At 30.8% G+C, this 17,923-nt stretch carries 11 protein-coding genes; 6 read left to right on the top strand and 5 right to left on the bottom strand.

All coding sequences use genetic code 11. The annotated features are described in order from the left end of the window. Positions 1-60: 60 nt before the first annotated feature. The 5 genes from FBFL15_RS07555 (at position 61) to pckA (ending at position 7,190) form a co-directional block, all read left to right on the top strand. Positions 61-618, top strand: coding sequence for a 1-acyl-sn-glycerol-3-phosphate acyltransferase (locus FBFL15_RS07555; RefSeq protein ID WP_014084024.1), 558 nt, complete (start codon positions 61-63; stop codon positions 616-618). 563 nt (positions 619-1,181) lie between these two features. Next, on the top strand, positions 1,182-4,307 hold the full coding sequence (locus FBFL15_RS07550) for a cytochrome c biogenesis protein (RefSeq protein WP_014084023.1): 3,126 nt from the start codon (positions 1,182-1,184) through the stop codon (positions 4,305-4,307). 21 nt (positions 4,308-4,328) lie between these two features. Then, the gene (locus FBFL15_RS07545) at positions 4,329-4,889 is read left to right on the top strand and encodes a glutathione peroxidase (protein WP_014084022.1); all 561 of its coding nucleotides are present in this window, start codon (positions 4,329-4,331) and stop codon (positions 4,887-4,889) included. Between the two features lie 31 nt (positions 4,890-4,920). Then, on the top strand, positions 4,921-5,307 hold the full coding sequence (locus FBFL15_RS07540) for a DUF423 domain-containing protein (protein ID WP_014084021.1): 387 nt from the start codon (positions 4,921-4,923) through the stop codon (positions 5,305-5,307). Between the two features lie 257 nt (positions 5,308-5,564). Further along, the gene (gene pckA, locus FBFL15_RS07535) at positions 5,565-7,190 is read left to right on the top strand and encodes a phosphoenolpyruvate carboxykinase (ATP) (protein ID WP_014084020.1); all 1,626 of its coding nucleotides are present in this window, start codon (positions 5,565-5,567) and stop codon (positions 7,188-7,190) included. Between the two features lie 265 nt (positions 7,191-7,455). On the opposite strand, the gene FBFL15_RS16150 is transcribed toward pckA, so the two are convergent. Then, positions 7,456-8,376, bottom strand: a complete 921-nt coding sequence (locus FBFL15_RS16150) for a VOC family protein (protein WP_014084019.1) — start codon at positions 8,374-8,376, stop codon at positions 7,456-7,458. A 316-nt stretch (positions 8,377-8,692) separates the two neighbouring features. Between FBFL15_RS16150 and FBFL15_RS07525 the strand changes: the two genes are divergently transcribed. Then, complete coding sequence (locus tag FBFL15_RS07525) at positions 8,693-9,424, top strand: TlpA family protein disulfide reductase (protein WP_014084018.1); 732 nt, start codon at positions 8,693-8,695, stop codon at positions 9,422-9,424. A 320-nt stretch (positions 9,425-9,744) separates the two neighbouring features. Here FBFL15_RS07525 and FBFL15_RS07520 read toward each other — a convergent pair whose 3' ends face one another. From FBFL15_RS07520 to FBFL15_RS07505, 4 genes are all read right to left on the bottom strand, one after another. Further along, on the bottom strand, positions 9,745-11,814 hold the full coding sequence (locus FBFL15_RS07520; RefSeq protein WP_158309091.1) for a TonB-dependent receptor plug domain-containing protein: 2,070 nt from the start codon (positions 11,812-11,814) through the stop codon (positions 9,745-9,747). A 298-nt stretch (positions 11,815-12,112) separates the two neighbouring features. Continuing rightward, the gene (locus tag FBFL15_RS16320) at positions 12,113-12,490 is read right to left on the bottom strand and encodes a hypothetical protein (RefSeq protein ID WP_148267902.1); all 378 of its coding nucleotides are present in this window, start codon (positions 12,488-12,490) and stop codon (positions 12,113-12,115) included. Between the two features lie 8 nt (positions 12,491-12,498). Further along, positions 12,499-14,901: an alpha-ketoacid dehydrogenase subunit alpha/beta gene (locus FBFL15_RS07510; RefSeq protein WP_014084016.1), complete on the bottom strand. Its 2,403-nt coding sequence runs from the start codon at positions 14,899-14,901 to the stop codon at positions 12,499-12,501. 187 nt (positions 14,902-15,088) lie between these two features. Then, entirely contained in the window at positions 15,089-17,824 is a 2,736-nt protein-coding gene (locus FBFL15_RS07505; RefSeq protein ID WP_231847495.1) for a gluzincin family metallopeptidase, read from the bottom strand. Positions 17,825-17,923 lie beyond the last annotated feature (99 nt).

The raw sequence follows: 17,923 nt of genomic DNA, 5'->3' as shown, positions 1-17,923 counted from the left end.
ACAGAAAAAGTTAACTTTTTGCAAAATAATTGTTTTATTTGTAAAAAATTTGCTTTTAGAATGAAAAAAAAAATATATGAATGGATCTTTTTCAAATTAATGGGTTGGAAAATAGAAGGTTCATTAAATCCAAATATTAAAAAATGTATTTTAATGGTGGTGCCACACACGAGTGCACATGATTTTTATTTAGGAATTTTCACACGAGGAATAACCGAATTAGAAATGAATTGGGTGGGAAAAAGAGAACTATTTAAGTTTCCACTTTCTTATTATTTCAAATACATGGGCGGAGCTCCATTAGACCGTTCGGGAGGGTTGAATAAAGTAGATAGCATTGCTGCTTTATTTGAATCACGAGAAACTTTTAGACTAGCCATAGCTCCTGAAGGTACCCGAAAAAAAGTTACAGAATTAAAATCGGGATTTTATTATATTGCATTAAAAGCAAATGTACCCATAATTCCTGTAGCATTTAACTTTGGCCAAAAAAAAGTAAGTTTTGGCAATCCTTTGCAACCCAGTGGTAATTACGAAAATGATTTACCTATTTTATTACAAAATTTTAAAAACGTTAAAGGTAAAATTCCAGAATATAGTTTTGATGTAAAAGATTAAATAATTTTTTGGATTCAAATTTTCTGAATTCAAAAGATTGACAAAACCGCAAAGAATTTAAAATTACAAATTATTCTTATAAATTTTATTTTTAATTAAAAATTAGATTAATCTAAAATAAACAAGTTATAAATTAATGTTTTTTGGGCGTTCCCCAAGGTTGGAGCTATTCGTTGCAAACAATGTTCATTGAACTCAAAAAAGAAATATAATTTTGTAAAATCTTTTTTGATTATCATATTAACAAATTATATTCGTACAATACAACACCCCTTTTGGGGGCTGGGGGGCTTCTAAAAGGATTTCCACTCCTGTCTCTAATGCAAAATTCAATAAAAAACTACATTCCATCTTAAAAATTTACAAATTTGCTATGTGTTTTTAGGATTTAACAATTAAACCTTACAAGCCAAACCTTCATCTATTTCAAGACTTCAATACAACAACTTTCAACTTTTAAACTATTAAAATTTCCTTAAAAACACTATAAAGTTTGAATAATTGACAATAAAAATAGTTACTTTTGCAAAAATGACTAATCTTGAAAATTACTATCAATTAAAATGGTAAATAAATTAAAAAACATACTTTTTTCTACACGATTAATGGCAATTTTATTTTTAGGATTTGCTATTGCCATGGGAGTAGGTACTTTTATAGAAAGCAAATACAACACAGATACTGCCCGAATTTGGATTTACAATGCTTGGTGGTTTGAAGGAATTATGTTGGTATTTGTATTAAATTTTGCTGGAAATATCAAACGATACCAACTGTATAAAAAAGAAAAATGGGCAACACTGCTCTTACATTTGTCTTTTATTTTTATTATAACGGGAGCTTTTATCACAAGATACATTAGTTTTGAAGGTGTAATGCCTATTAGAGAAGGTGTTACAGAGAACAAATTTTATTCTGATAAAAATTTTATAAGTATTTTTGTAGATGGCGAGCATCAAGGTGCTTTAAAAAGACGTACTTTTGAAAAACCAGTATTGTTTTCTGAAGCTACAAATAATCATTTTATTTTAAAAGAAGCTTTCAGTGGTACACCTTTTGAAATTTCATTAAAATCTTACATTATGGGGGCTCATGAAGCCATAAAAGAAGACAAAAAAGGGAAATTATTTTTTAAAATGGTGGAGTCTGGAGGAGGCAACAGACACGAACATTATTTAAAAGAAGGGGAAGTGATTGACATTCACAACATACTATTTTCATTAAACAAATTTGTAAAAGGAGCCATAAATATTTCTATTAAAAATAACGTTTACAGCATAAACACACCTTTTGATGGTAATTTTATGCGAATGGCTGATAAAATGCAAGGAAATGTTTCAAAAAACACCGAAGCTCCACTAATGATGCGTTCTTTATACAATGTAGGGGGTAGTCAATTTGTTTTTCCTGAACCTGCAAAAATTGGTTTTATAGAAATGGTGTCAAGCCACGATTTTAAGGCCAAAAAACAAGATGATGCCCTCATTTTGACTATCAAAACCAACAATCAAACAAAGGATGTTACCGTTGTTGGATCAAAAGGCAAACAAGGCGAACCGCAAATCATTAAAATTGGAAAATTAGAATTTACACTTGCTTATGGAAGCAAAGCCTATACGCTGCCGTTTCAAATCAAACTCAACGATTTTGTGGCACAAAAATATCCTGGTACTGAAAAAAGTTATTCTTCTTACGAAAGTCATATTTCCGTTTTAGACCAAAACAATTTTGATTATAAAATATTTATGAACCATGTATTAGACTACAAAGGATACCGATTTTTTCAATCGTCTTTTGATCCCGACGAAAAAGGAACAGTTTTATCTGTAAGTCATGATTTTTGGGGTACTTGGATTACATATATCGGATATTTCATCTTATTTTTATCATTAATGGCTATTTTATTTGTAAAAGATTCTCGATTTGCCGATTTGAAAAGAAAATTAGAAATTGTAAAATCAAAGAAAAATCTGTTATTAATTATTTTATGTACAAGTTTTAATCTAGTAGCTCAAAACCATCAAACTAACGTGCCCACCGACCAACAATTGGATTCTATCATCAACAAATATAAGGTTGATGAAATACATGCTGCAAAATTTGGCCGTTTGATTATCCAGGATTTAGGGGGTAGAATGAAACCTATCAATACATTTTCATCTGAATTATTAAGAAAAGTAAGTCATTCTGATAAGTACAAAGACATGAATGCCGATCAGGTATTTTTGTCAATGACACAGTTTTCAAATGTGTGGTTACAAATGCCAATTATCTACATTAAACCAGGTAACGACAGCATACGCAAAATAATTGGTATTCCAGCCCAGCAAAAAATGGCTCGTTTTGTAAACTTTTTTGATGATAAAGGCAACTACAAATTGTCTAAATATTTAGACGATGCTGCTCGAACTGCCAATCCAAATCAATTTGAAAAAGACATTGTTGAAAGTGATAAAAAAGTCAATTTGATGAATTCGGCTTTATTTGGAAGCATTTTGAAAATTTTTCCAATTCCAAATGATGTAAACAACAAATGGGTTTCATATCCAGAATTATCAGAAGTCAAATTAACGGGCATGGATGCTGTGTTTACCAAACAAATTTTGCCTATTTATGTAATGTCATTACAAAATGCTGCTACAACCAAACAATATAAAGAATCTGATTTTTATTTGGATGGCATGATGAAATATCAAAAAAAATACGGAAATAAAGTATTACCCACACAACAAAAAATAGATACAGAAATATTATATAATAAATACAATACATTACAAAAACTACCATATATCTATTTGACCCTTGCCTCATTAATGTTTGTGTTGGTTTTAATCCAAATTTTTACAAACCATCAACTTTTAAAACTATTAATCCATTTTATTCATCTAGTAATAGGGTTAACCTTTGTAGTTCATACTATCGATTTGATTGCTCGATGGTATATTGCCGGTCATGCTCCTTGGAGCAATGCCTATGAATCGATAGTGTATGTTGCTTGGGCAGCCATGTTTTTTGGCTTATCATTTGACATCAAATCCAAACTTACAGTTGCCTCTGCAGCATTTGTTACTGCCATGATTTTAGCCGCCGCAAGCGCCAATTGGATAGATCCAGAAATAGCCAATTTACAACCCGTACTCAATTCCTATTGGTTAATGATACACGTTGCGGTAATAGTGGCCAGTTATGGCCCGTTTGCTCTAGGCATGATTTTAGGTTTTGTTACCTTACTTTTAATGGTTTTTACAACCAAAAACAATCAAAAAACCATGACCTTACACATACAAGAGCTGTCAATTATCAATGAAATGGCACTAACCGTTGGTTTGATCATGCTTACAATTGGTAACTTTCTTGGCGGACAATGGGCCAACGAAAGTTGGGGAAGGTATTGGGGCTGGGATCCTAAGGAAACGTGGGCACTTATTAGCATCATGGTTTATGCCTTTGTAATTCATGCTCGATTTGTACCCGCTTTGAGAAGCAAATGGTTGTTTAGCTTAATGAGCATGTATGCCTTTATTGCCATTTTGTTTACTTATTATGGCGTAAATTTCCATCTATCTGGTTTACATTCTTATGCCAGCGGCGAGGCAAAATCGTTAAGTTGGATTGCTCAATGTTTTGGTTTCATTAGTTTTATTGGAGCTATTTCCTATTTTAAATTTAAAAAATACTATAAAAAATAAATTCTTATTTAATCTTACAAAATGAAAAAAGCACTTCAAATTATCAGCATTTTATTATTTTTAATATCAATTGGTATGCACGCTCAAAACAATAAAACCATACATTCATATAAAGTGAAAGACATTGAAGGAAAAGAATTTGATTTTGCCTCTTTGAAAGGAAAAAAAATCATGATTGTAAACACCGCTTCAAAATGTGGACACACTCCACAATATAAAGATTTAGAAACCATTTACAACCGTTATAAAAATCAAAATTTTATTATTATAGGTTTTCCTGCCAATAATTTTGGCGAGCAAGAACCTGGTACAAATCAAGAAATTGTTACTTTTTGTACTCAAAACTACGGGGTTACTTTTCCGATGATGAGTAAAATTTCTGTTAAAGGCAGAGACATACACCCTATTTACCAATTTTTAACCCAAAAAAGCAAAAATGGTTTTGCAGATTCTTTTGTTGAATGGAATTTTCAAAAATTTTTAATCAATGAAAATGGCGAATTAGAAAAAATAATAGCTCCTGGCATTCTGCCAACAGATAAAATTGTTACCGATTGGATTCTTAAAAAAATAACAAAATAAATCATTATTTCAATATAAAATAGCCCCCAAAATGAACATAAAAACCATACAAATAGCGCTGTTTTTGGGCATTTCTGCTATAATTTTAGGTGCCTTTGCAGCTCACGGGCTCAAAAAATATATTACTCCCACAGACATACAAACATTTGAAACTGGTGTAAAATACCAAATGTATCATGCCCTTTTTTTGATTTTTATTGCCAATAATCAATTATTTACTCCCAAAGGTATCAAAAACATCACTTTATTTATAAGTTTTGGTGTGCTACTTTTTTCAGGATCTATATACATTTTGGCAACTGCTGCTATTACACATATTCATTTTAAACCCTTTGGCATCCTTACGCCCATTGGAGGCATACTTCTTATTATGGGCTGGTCGCTAGCCTTAAAACAAACTTTTAACAAAATAAAATAAAAAAGTTAGAAAATAAATCTTATATAAAATATAATTTTTACCTTTGCACTTTATTACAAATTCATAAGCACCAACATTCAATGGGAAATTATATTCAATTTACGAAATCGATTGCGTTAAATGAATTGACACTCAACCATATACTTTTTTATTACAAAAAAGTAAATCCCATTTGAAATCAATATAGACATTAAAATTAGCACATCTTTTATTAAATTTTATAACAACACACACACAAAACATTAAACAAAACATTTATGGAAAACAACATTCAAACCACGAAATCGATTTCGTTAGAAAAATATGGAATCCTTAATACCTCAGAAATTATCTACAACCCATCGTACGAGGCATTGTTTCAAGAGGAGTTAAATGCAGACTTGCAAGGCTACGAAAAAGGACAACTAACAGAACTTGGTGCTGTAAACGTTATGACGGGTGTGTTTACTGGACGCTCGCCAAAAGACAAATACATTGTAGAAGACGATATTACAAGAGACACCGTGTGGTGGACTTCAGACAAAGCCAAAAATGATAACAAACCCATTTCAACAAACACTTGGGATGCCCTAAAACAAAACACCTTACAACAACTGTCTAACAAAAAATTGTATGTTGTAGATACTTTTTGTGGTGCAAACGAAAACACCCGCCTCAAAGTACGTTTTATTGTAGAAGTGGCTTGGCAGGCTCATTTTGTTAAAAATATGTTCATCAGACCCACAGAGGCCGAACTCGAAACTTATGGCGAACCAGATTTTATTGTACTCAATGCTTCAAAATCAGAATTTAAAGATTTTGCGGCACATGGTTTAAACTCAGAAGTATATGTTGCCTTCAATTTAACCGAAAAAATGCAGTTAATTGGCGGCACTTGGTATGGTGGCGAAATGAAAAAAGGTTTGTTTTCTATGATGAATTACTACCTTCCATTACAAGGTATAGCCTCGATGCACTGCTCCGCAAACAAAGGTAAAAATGGCGATGTAGCCGTATTTTTTGGCCTTTCAGGAACTGGCAAAACCACCCTTTCTACTGATCCAAAAAGAGAACTCATTGGCGACGACGAACACGGATGGGACAACGAAGGGGTTTTCAATTTTGAAGGCGGATGCTATGCCAAAACCATCGATTTGAGCCAAGAAAACGAACCAGATATTTTTGGAGCCATCAAAAAAGACGCTCTTTTAGAAAATGTTACCGTAGATGAAAACGGCAAAATCAATTTTGCAGATGGTTCGGTTACTCAAAATACCCGTGTTTCTTATCCTATTTACCACATCAACAACATCGTAAAACCTGTTTCTAAAGCAGGACACGCTACAAAAGTCATTTTCCTTACAGCAGATGCTTTTGGTGTATTACCTCCCGTATCTAAACTTACTCCAGAACAAACAAAATACTATTTCTTATCAGGTTTTACTGCAAAATTAGCAGGTACCGAAAGAGGTGTAACCGAGCCTCAACCTACTTTTTCTGCTTGTTTTGGCAAAGCCTTCCTTTCGCTTCATCCTACTCAATATGGCGAAGAACTTGTAAAAAAAATGGAACAACACCAAGCCAAAGCCTATATGGTAAATACGGGTTGGAATGGTACAGGCAAAAGAATTTCTATCAAAGATACCAGAGCCATCATCGATGCCATTTTAGATGGATCTATAGAGGAGGCCGAAACTACCAATATTCCAATATTCAATTTGAGCGTTCCAACCCATTTACACGACGTAAATACTGCTATACTCGATCCAAGAAATACCTATGCTGATGCCAGCGAATGGGCTGCAAAAGCTACTCAACTAGCCGATTTGTTTGTGAAAAATTTCGTTCAATATACCCACAACGAGGCAGGCGAAAAATTAGTAGAAGCAGGTCCAAAACTATAATTTTTAGGGCACCTAATCCGCCCTCCACTCCCGCTTTTTTTTCTTGCCGCAAAAACCAATAATACGTTGAGCGGCAAGAAAAAAAGAGCTCCGTTCAGGTCGGGGTGCTTCATAAAAAAAGGTAGATTCAAATCATAACAACTTACCTCTAATATAAATTAAATTCAAAAATCCTTAATACTACAATCAGTAATTAAGGATTTTTTTATATTAATATAAAATATATAATTTACAAATGATACCAAATATATTTATAAAATAAATATTACAACTCAAGCATCTGAATACAATTTTCTCTAATATTCCATACAGTATCAAAGTCCATTCCAATAGACTGTTCTTGAATCCATCTCTTTATAAATGATGTATGATAATTAATTTTAAAAATCCCAACTTGCTCAGGTTCAATTTCCTGTTCTTCCATAATGTCATGGGCCAATAGTGAAAAATCAGCTTTTTCATGCGTAATGTCTATCCGCAAATGATTCATTTTCAAGTAACAATGTGCTTCTGGTATATACTGCAAACCCGCATTTTGAATCGTTTGCCCAATTTTTGGTGTATTCTTTTCATGCATTTGATACATTCCCAACATAAGTTGCACTTTTCCAAATCCATTAACATCGGCTACTTTTTTCAAAAATGAATGTTTAGAACTGCATGTTCCTTTATTTTCTTTCAATACAAGCGAAAAATCTGATCTATTTGTGTTACGACCATAAGGCATTTTTTGTACAGTAGCAACCAGCTCACTCCAATTAGAAATCCCTCTGGCAACAACCAAACGTGTAAGTTCATCGTTTGAAGTAAACAACAAATGTCGGATTGCAAATACAATTTTATAACCATCTGGATCTGAAAACATGACACCATGTTGCATACAATAAGGATTTTTAGGTTTCTCAATAGCAATTTGATGCTTATCCAAATAACGTTTTATAATCTCTATTTCAATGGCAGTAGATACATAAAAAACCAATAAATCATCATCATCAAACGTGCTTTTGGGCCTAGTTGCCGATGTGGTAAATTCTAAATGCCAATCAACAGTTTTCAAACCCAAAAAAATACCATGATAACCATTATGATCTTCAAATCTTCCTAAAACTTCTAATCCAATAATGTTGGTATAAAAATTTTCTATTTTCTGTAAATCAGTAGTGTGCCTTGCATATCTAAAAAGCATATTTTGTATATTATTAATTAAAATTCAGCAAAAATTATAAATTAAAATTTATAATAAAGTTCTTTATATCAATTGCTATTTTAATCAAATAGCATAAATAAAATATATAAAACATGGTATAAAACCCTTGTCAAACTGATGTAATGGAAATTAAATTGCTATCAAACCTCGTTTTATTTACAATTTTTATAAAAAAAATTACTATTATTGTACTAATTTTAAAATATTTAATTAAATTTACATCAAATTACAAATTAAAGGTATTAATTTACAACTAATATTTGAAATAAATAACAAATTTAAAAAAAATTAATAAATGAATTTAAAATTACCTATTATAATATTTTTCATATCATCATTTATTTTTGGACAACAAAAAAAATATTTCGTCAATGGCAATTCATTAATTCAAAATGAATTTGAATATCGAAAGAATTTACTTCAATCTCTTGAACAAATTCAAGTTATAAATAACAAAACAAAAGTTTATGAAGAATTGAACTTTATTAGAAAAACTAATGATTCAATATTGTATTCTTACATTTGGCATTTTACCGAAACACCAAAAAAATTGGAAAAAGAAATAAATAGCAAAAGAAAATTAATAGGTAAACCGTTTCCTTTAAAAAATGTAGTAACAATCAATAACAAAAAAATCCATCTTGATTCCTTAAAGGGCAAGCCAACATTAATTAATTTATGGTTTTGCAATTGTAGTCCGTGCCTAGAAGAAATTCCCATTTTAAATGAAATTAGAGATAAATACATAGATAAATGTAATTTTATAGCTATAACTTATGATGACAAACAGAAAGTTCAAAATATTATTTCAAAAAAAAATTATCGTTTTAATCACATTGTAGAAAATACACAACTAACAACAAAATTAGGATTCAATTCATATCCTGTAAATATTTTTTTAGATAAAAATGGAATTATCAAGCAAATAGAAGGCGGAATACCCTATTTTGAAAATGATCGTGGCGAATTAACTTTATCCAATGGTAATGAATTTATCACTATTTTAGAAAAATTAATCACCGAATAATATTCTAAATGACTATCCACAACTAGCTATTGTATAGCATAAATTAGTTTTCAACTATTTTTAGCTTGACACTATCTTGACTTTGCAGCCCTTTAAATTTACGATTCTATTTCTTATAAAAATTTAGATATATTGCGTAAAATAAATTTTGAGTATTTGGTTTTGTTATATTTACAGATATAATATCCAATATAGATCTTTCTAATAATTAGCATAAAACAAACAAATACTACGTTTAATACTCTATTATTTTGTAATCTATAAGAAAAAAACGAGACGAAATTTACCGTATTTCGTCTCTTTTTTTACACACAACCACATTATAGCACATGGTATCTTAACCCAAAATATAGCATCCTACCATTTATGGGCCCCCAAATATTTGTAGCATTAAAATAAGGACTAAAAGGCTGATCTCCATCTATAAATAAATTTTGTTGTTTGAAATTTGTTGCATTTTCAACTCCAATATAAGCATCCCATTTTTTGTAAAATGTTTTTGATACTTGCCCAGAAATTTGACAATATGCAGGTGAAAACGTATTTCCTGTTTCGTTCAATGGGTTTTGAGCGGTTGCCATTAATCGTTTTGATCCAATCCACTGAGTTGTAAAATCAAAGTGAAGGTGGTTGTCTAGTTCATAAGCCAAATTTATAAATGCCCTATTTTTGGAAGTTAAAGGTTTTTCCAAAAGTTGTTGATTGTAAGTAGTTTTTACATCCATGTATTTATAAGCCAATCGAACATCTAATTTTGGAATCATTTCATAATTAATTTCTAACTGATATGTTTTACTAAATGACTGACCTTCAAGATTATAAAATTGAATTTGATTGATATTAGAGTCTGTATCTACAACAACTTGGTTCTGAAAATGGGTTTGAAAAGCATCTAATATAACAGTGCCATCCTGATTATTTAATCGAAATTGTTGTTGAATAGAAATTCCAAAATTCCAAGATTTTTCTGGTTCAAATCCATAAGCAAATGGCAAATGTGCATTCTTATAAAAAAATGTTTTAGAACTCATCAAAAAATTTGAATTTTCAGACAAAATAGAAGCTGTTCTAAAACCAGATCCTGCAGAAACTCTCAGTATGGTATTATCTGTAACTTGATATTTGAAGTTCCAACGGGGTGTCAATTGGGTTTGATAGCCATTATGTAAATCCATTCTCAATCCAAAAACTGCTGAAAAATTGGCATGGGGTACAAAAGTATATTCAACAAAAGCACCTAAATCTTTTTCATGTCTTACAAAATTTAGGCTTGAAAGTGTTTCAAAAAAACGATCATTCTGATATTGTAAACCCAAACGGTATTGATGTTCTGTTGTATTCCATATCGATTGAAAAATCAGACTCGCTTGAAAAGATTGTTGTTTTCCATAATAGGTATTGAACCCATAATAAGCATCGTTATTAAATTGATTTCCAGACCAAAGCAAACCAATAGATTGGTATTTTTGATTCTCAAAAACATAACCCAATTTACCAGAAAAAGTATAATTTTGTACATTAATACCAACTCCATACTGGTTTGTTGTAAATTGATCCGTATTTTCATGAAATGCCAATTGACCTGCCCGTCGAGTATCTTTCAATGCTTTTAGCATCCATTGTGCCACAAACCCTCGATTGTTATCATACCTCCATCGATTCATGATATTGATTTGATTACCTGTTGGAATATCCAAAAAACCATCGCTATTTTGGTCATTTTTTCTAAATACACCATTGGCATGAGTAAATAATGCCGTACTCCAATTTGAAGTAATTTTTTTAGCTAAATGAAAATTTATTTCTGTTCTTCCTAATTCATTATAGTATAAATTCAGAAAAAAAGGGGGCATTTTATCTGGCTTTAATGTTTCAATATTGATTTGTCCAGTCATACTTTCATATCCATTAGCTACAGACCCTGTTCCCTTTGTAATTTGTATGCTTTCTATCCAAGGGCCAGGAATAAAAGTCATACCAAAATTTCCAGACAAACCTTTAATTTCAGAAATATTCTCGGTTGTGATTTGTGCATAATTTCCTGAAAGTCCCAACATTGCAATCTGTTTGACACCCAAAACAGCATCCGTAAAACTAACATCTATGCTTGGATTTGTTTCAAAACTTTCAGACAAATTACAACAAGCCGCTTTTAACAACTCTTTTGCCCCCATGGTTGTTGTATTCCTTACGCTTAATTTTGAAACATAAGTTGTTGGTTTTCTGTTTATAAGCACAACTTCATTTAAGTTGGTTGACAATACTTTTTGCACGGGTCTTTCATATTGACAACAAGGGGGTAATTTTGCATATACAGCATCATGGGATCTATAATCTTCTGTATCATGACCAACATTTGCCAAATTTTCTTTAATTTTTGAAAGAGGCATTTTTATTGAATCAAAATGAATAGTAAGTAATTGCGTGTCGATATCCCAATGGACAGTTTTGATATAAGGAATTTTTAAAGTTTTAACAATACGATTTTGACATAACTCACAATTGCCAAAAACTTTAAACGTTGCTTGTTTGATATGTTGTGCATTTGCACAAAAATTAATTATCAAAAATAAAAATATATTTATTTTTGAAATTTTAAAAAATATCATCATTATATTAAATTAAAATGTATTAGTACTAATAATTCTTATATGAATTATTTAAATTATAGCCAATAATGGCTGTTTACTATACATTATAATTTATTTTAGGCATCAACCACATTTTTGCATATCCTGTATGCAAAGCTACTTGATCCCAAAAAAAGATTTTAATTTTAGTTTCATAAACCGCTTTGTTTACAAACTCAAACGTAGAAATTGCACTACAAATAGTAATCCAGTTAGAAACACAACAACACCAAACGGATTGGCATTTTTTGGCACAACCTTTTGATTTAGCTTTTTTTTCAACCGATTTATTACAACATGATTGTTTTTTTGAAGTATTTTCGATATTTTTTTCACAACATGATTTTGAATTGGTTTCACAAGCCAATGCTGTAATTGGACACATCAAACATCCAATTACAAACAAAAGCATCAGTATTTTTTTATTCAAAATCATAATCCCAATTAATATAAGCTAGGATATTGAGCTGGATTTAAGTCGTGCATCATACCGTATATTTTTTCGTAAATATCTTCTAATGAAGGCTTTGAAAAATAATCGCCATCTGTACCATAAGCAGGTCTGTGTGGCTTCGCTGTAAGCGTTTCGGGTTTACCATCTAAATATTGGTATCCATTTTGCTCTTCTAATATTTTTTGCATCAAATAGGCCGAAGCTCCTCCAGGAACATCTTCGTCAATTACTAAAAGGTGGTTGGTTTTTTGCAAACTTTTTACAACTTCATGTGCCTCGTCAAAAGGCAATAAAGATTGGGCATCTATAACTTCGCAATCAATTCCAATTTCTAATAATTCTTTAGCCACTTGCTCTACCATTCTTACAGTTGAACCATAAGAAACTACTGTAATATCAACTCCCTCTTTGATTATTTCAATTTGTCCTATTGGTGTTTTGAATAATCCAAGATTTGAAGGTATTTTTTCTTTCAATCGATAACCATTTAAGCATTCTATTACTAAAGCAGGTTCGTCTGTTTCTAATAAAGTATTGTAAAATCCTGCCGCTTTTGTCATGTTTCTTGGTACTAAAACGTGCATGCCACGAACGGCATTAATTATCATGCCCATTGGCGATCCAGAATGCCATACACCTTCTAGTCTATGTCCTCTAGTTCTTACAATTAATGGGGCTTTTTGTTTGCCACAAGTTCTGTACTGTAATGTTGCCAAGTCGTCACTCATGATTTGTATGGCATATAACAAATAATCTAAATATTGTACTTCTGCTATTGGACGTAAGCCTCTCATAGCCAATCCAATACCTTGTCCAACTATAGTAGCTTCACGTATGCCCATATCGGCCACTCGCAAGTCGCCATACTTGGCTTGCATCCCTTCTAATCCTTGATTGACATCGCCTATATAGCCAACATCTTCACCAAAAATTAAAACTTCAGGATATTTTGAAAAAATAGCGTCAAAATTTTCTCTCAACAACATTCTACCATCAATATCCTCTGCATTTTTATCATAAGTAGGCACAACTTCTTCTATATTTTTATAGGATTTGTTTGATTCAGAGTGCAAATGGGAACTAAATTTTGGCTGTACTCTGGCAAAATAATTTTCTATCCATTTTGACAATCTGTAATGTCCAGACTCGCCAATAACTAAACGCAAAACTTTTCTTGCGATTGAAATGACTTCTTTATGAATTGGTTCTTTGATACTTTTTAAATCAGACGCAAATTGTCTGATATAAAATTTATTTTTGCTCGATTCAGCTATAGACTCAAGGAGCATTACCAAATCATTTTGTTCCGTTTTAATAGACGATACAAAAGCATTCCAAGCCGCTTTTTTGCCTTCAATCACTCTTTTTTTGGCATCCCTTTCAAGTTGGTCTAGCTCTTCAGACGAGGCAATATTAGTTGCAATCATCCATAACCGCATTTGTCTGATACAATCAAAATCACGTTCCCAGTGAAGCCTTTCTTCGTTTTTATAGCGTTCGTGTGATCCAGAAGTAGAATGCCCTTGAGGTTGTGTTAATTCATTAACATGTACTAAAACAGGAATGTGATTTTCTCGAGCTATTTTTTCTGCTTTTTGATAGGTTTCAATCAAGTTTACATAATCCCAACCTTTTACTCTAAAAATTTCGTATCCTTGATGTTGATCATCTCGCTGAAAACCTTTCAAAATTTCAGAGATATTTTCTTTGGTTGTTTGGTGTTTGGCATGAACAGAAATACCAAATTCATCGTCCCAAACACTCATCAACATTGGTACTTGTAATACGCCTGCTGCATTGATTGTTTCAAAAAACAAGCCTTCAGACGTAGATGCGTTGCCAATAGTACCCCAAGCAATTTCATTACCATTGTCTGAAAATTTTTCAGCATCTATACCCGAAACATGACGATAAATTTTAGACGCTAATGCCAATCCAAGTAATCTTGGCATTTGCCCTGCGGTTGGCGATATATCGGAACTGATATTTTTCATTTGCATTAAATCCTTCCAATGCCCTTGCTCGTCTAATGAATGGGTAGCAAAATGGCCTCCCATTTGACGGCCAGCACTCATCGGATCATGCTGTATATCAACATGTCCATACAATCCAGCAAAAAACTGTTCGATAGTTAATTCGCCAATTGCCATCATAAAAGTTTGGTCTCTGTAATATCCAGAACGAAAATCGCCTTTTTTAAAAAATTTTGCCATAGCCAGTTGCGGAACTTCCTTGCCATCTCCAAAAATGCCAAATTTGGCCTTTCCAGTTAGCACTTCTTTTCTTCCCAAAAGACTACATTCTCGGCTAATTAGGGCTGTTTTATAATCTTGAATTACTTCGTTTTTAAAATCTTCAAACGATAGAACAATAGTAGTTTCTTGTTGTGTCATGTATTTGAGGTCTGAATTTTATAATAATACAAAATTAAATAAAAAAAAATTATAAAATCCTTTTTTTTTAAATTTTTTAAAATAAATATTTGACAATATTAAACCTTAATTTAGCTTGTATATTATGGATTTTTTAATAAAATAAAAAAAACACATAATGTTTTTATTTTGTTGATTTTATAACTTTTTAAAACCATTTTCGTGTAAATAAATTTGAAAGTGTAGTTGTACTTAATGTTACAATAAATCGTATTTTTTGGTTATAATTTTTATTGGTTATATCCCAACCATTTGACGAATACATAGGAAAATACAACTCAAAATAATCGGGTACAAAATTCAATCTTATTCCAGAATCAAATACAAATTTACTGTTTTTGTATTGATTTTTATAAGCACTTACATCGCCATAAACTTCTACCCAATTCCAAATATTAGTACTGGCATTTATAGCCGTAAGCCACTGATTGGCATAAGCATCTGTTAATTTTGTTTTGAAACCCCCTTCGGCAATAATGATTTGCTGACTAAAAAGGCCTTGACTTTCTGATCGACCAAGATAGTTGTAATCAAATAGATAATCAGTTGGACGGTCTAATGCAAAACTAAAAAAATCTGTAGCAGTATTTTTATATAAAAAAGCACCCGCAAACCATCGAATATTCAATTGTCTGTTATTTTCATACAATTTTCTAAACTCAAAATTAGTAGAAATTTTACCAAATTTGCTAGATAATTGTAAGTTGTTTACAAATCCAAATTTTTTGGCCATTTCAGTATTATTACTTCCATATTTGGCATCAAAAACACCATAATTATCTGTTTCCTTGAACGTTACAAAATTACTTGTAGCCCTATTGACGGCTACATATCTAAAATTTAAAAATTGTCTTTTGTTGTCTCTTAAATCACTTTCTCTAATTGTAATTCCTACAAATGGTGTAATTTTAGTATATAAAGCATCTGGTGCATAGTGAGACATTAAACCAGATAGTCCAAATTGACTTCTGTACCAACGGCTTTGTCTATTAAATTGAGCAAAATATACAGAAAAACTACCCGTCAAAGACGAAGTTTTGGATGCATACAATGGTTGAATGTCATAATTAAATGGTTTGTTCAAAATGGCACTGTTATGAAAACGCATTCCTACCGTAACACCATCATACAAATTGTAACCCACAACGGGTACATATAAAATTTGATTATAATCGGCATCTTCAATATCTTTCATAAATGCAAAGGAAAATGGCTTATTATTTGGAAAAAAGCCTTTTATTTTTTTCCAATTATTTCGTCGGTTATATTCGGGCACTTCATTAGTAAGATTCAAAACCAAATGGTCTATATTTGTTTTTGGAAAAGTAAAAATACTATCCCGAGATACATTTTCTATCCATTTTTTAAATATAATTTGATTGTTTTTCAATCCATATAATGGGATAGGAACATTGGTTTGGGTTCTATTTTGAATTGTAAATTGCAAACTATCTTGTTTTTTTACTAAATGGCTTATTTTAAAGTCAATGATATCGCGTTTATCAACTAAAATATCAAAAAACCAATCTATTTTTTTTGGTGCTTTTTTTTGTAAAACCTGTTTCAAATCTGCTCTTGATGTAATTTGGGTTTTATTCAAATTAAAATATTCTTGAAAGGATTTCAAAACAATATCATTTCCTAAATAAGCATCTAAATACTTGAATGACAAACCACTACGGTATTTCCCAGCAATTTTATCATTAAATCGAATGAGGGTTTCTTTTGAATCACCAATTGGTTGATCTAAATTTTTTCTGGCCATCAACATATAAAAATAGCTATATTGTTCGTTAAAATCCAATTGAAATACATGATAGCCTTGTAACAATTTTAATTTTGAAAGAGACCCCGTCATTTTCATATCGGGATAATTTTCTTCCATGTATTGCATCATCAAAAATATTTGAATACCATCTATCAAAAAATTATCTTTTCTAATATTTATTTGTAAACTATTTCTTAAATAATTATTCAAATAAGTTTTTAAAAATTTTTGTTCAAATATAAATTCATTTGAAAAAGGACTTAAAAAAGAGGGCAATTGGCTTAACCCATATAATGGATTTCTATCGTAATCTGCTTGAGAAACTAAGAGTTTTGAGTGTGGAAATGTACCCAAATTTTTATTAACAAAATCACATACTTTATTGATAATCAATATTTTTTCAATTGGAGCTAATTTTTTATCTGTTAAATTGGTTTGAATTTCCAAATCGTTATTTTTATAACTTAAAAAATCTGCTTTTGTATTACAAATTAATGTAAAGTGCATTTTATTATCTCCTTCTAATATAATTTCATTTAGATTTTCTGTATTTTGTTGAGATTTAATTATCAAATCTGAAAAAATATTTAGTTTTTTTGGTGTTTTTAAATTCAAATATAAATGGAATTTTTCTAAATAAGCATCTTCTAAATCGGCATTTTGTTGCATAACAAATTGATGATTTTCAAAACGACACGGCAATAAAAAACAATCCTTTAAATGGTAATTGCCTTTTTCATCAAAACCATAATCTGTAAATTTTGCATGAGGAAGTTTGATTTGGTAATGTATGGTAAAATTAATTTTTTGATTTGGTGCTAACTTTTCTGGTAAATTAATAATGATAAAATCTGTAAACTGAGCAGGTCTTTCCCAGGAAAGTATTTTATTTTTATCAGAAAAAACAGTATTAACTTGCGTATAACCTTTATCTTTTTCGGACGATAAATGAAAAGTTCGGACAAATTCATCAGAAAATCTTGCTGCCAAAAAAGTGTTTTTGCTAGAATACGCATGATTCCAATCATTCAATACTATTTGGGTCAAAGTATCTGAAGAAATATTATGGTATGTAACTTGTTGTACAATATCCATTTTTTTATCAATATCATCCATTTTTACTTCAATATGGATGATATTTTGAGAAAAAACATTGTAATTTATCAATAAAAATATAGAATATAAAAAAAAATTAATTATCTGTTTAAACATATC

Origin of the sequence: Flavobacterium branchiophilum FL-15 (assembly GCF_000253275.1) — a bacterium.
GTDB lineage: Bacteria > Bacteroidota > Bacteroidia > Flavobacteriales > Flavobacteriaceae > Flavobacterium > Flavobacterium branchiophilum.
This window is presented reverse-complemented; position numbering and strand designations above follow the sequence as displayed.

Excerpts from the sequence above, each read along its gene's own strand:
- FBFL15_RS07555 (WP_014084024.1), top strand. The coding sequence starts at position 61 with ATGAAAAAAAAAATATATGAATGGATCTTTTTCAAATTAATGGGTTGG.
- FBFL15_RS07510 (WP_014084016.1), bottom strand. The coding sequence starts at position 14,901 with ATGACACAACAAGAAACTACTATTGTTCTATCGTTTGAAGATTTTAAA.
- FBFL15_RS07550 (WP_014084023.1), top strand. The coding sequence starts at position 1,182 with ATGGTAAATAAATTAAAAAACATACTTTTTTCTACACGATTAATGGCA.
- FBFL15_RS16320 (WP_148267902.1), bottom strand. The coding sequence starts at position 12,490 with ATGATTTTGAATAAAAAAATACTGATGCTTTTGTTTGTAATTGGATGT.
- pckA (WP_014084020.1), top strand. The coding sequence starts at position 5,565 with ATGGAAAACAACATTCAAACCACGAAATCGATTTCGTTAGAAAAATAT.
- FBFL15_RS07545 (WP_014084022.1), top strand. The coding sequence starts at position 4,329 with ATGAAAAAAGCACTTCAAATTATCAGCATTTTATTATTTTTAATATCA.
- FBFL15_RS16150 (WP_014084019.1), bottom strand. The coding sequence starts at position 8,376 with ATGCTTTTTAGATATGCAAGGCACACTACTGATTTACAGAAAATAGAA.
- FBFL15_RS07525 (WP_014084018.1), top strand. The coding sequence starts at position 8,693 with ATGAATTTAAAATTACCTATTATAATATTTTTCATATCATCATTTATT.
- FBFL15_RS07520 (WP_158309091.1), bottom strand. The coding sequence starts at position 11,814 with ATGCCTCTTTCAAAAATTAAAGAAAATTTGGCAAATGTTGGTCATGAT.
- FBFL15_RS07505 (WP_231847495.1), bottom strand. The coding sequence starts at position 17,824 with ATGGATGATATTGATAAAAAAATGGATATTGTACAACAAGTTACATAC.
- FBFL15_RS07540 (WP_014084021.1), top strand. The coding sequence starts at position 4,921 with ATGAACATAAAAACCATACAAATAGCGCTGTTTTTGGGCATTTCTGCT.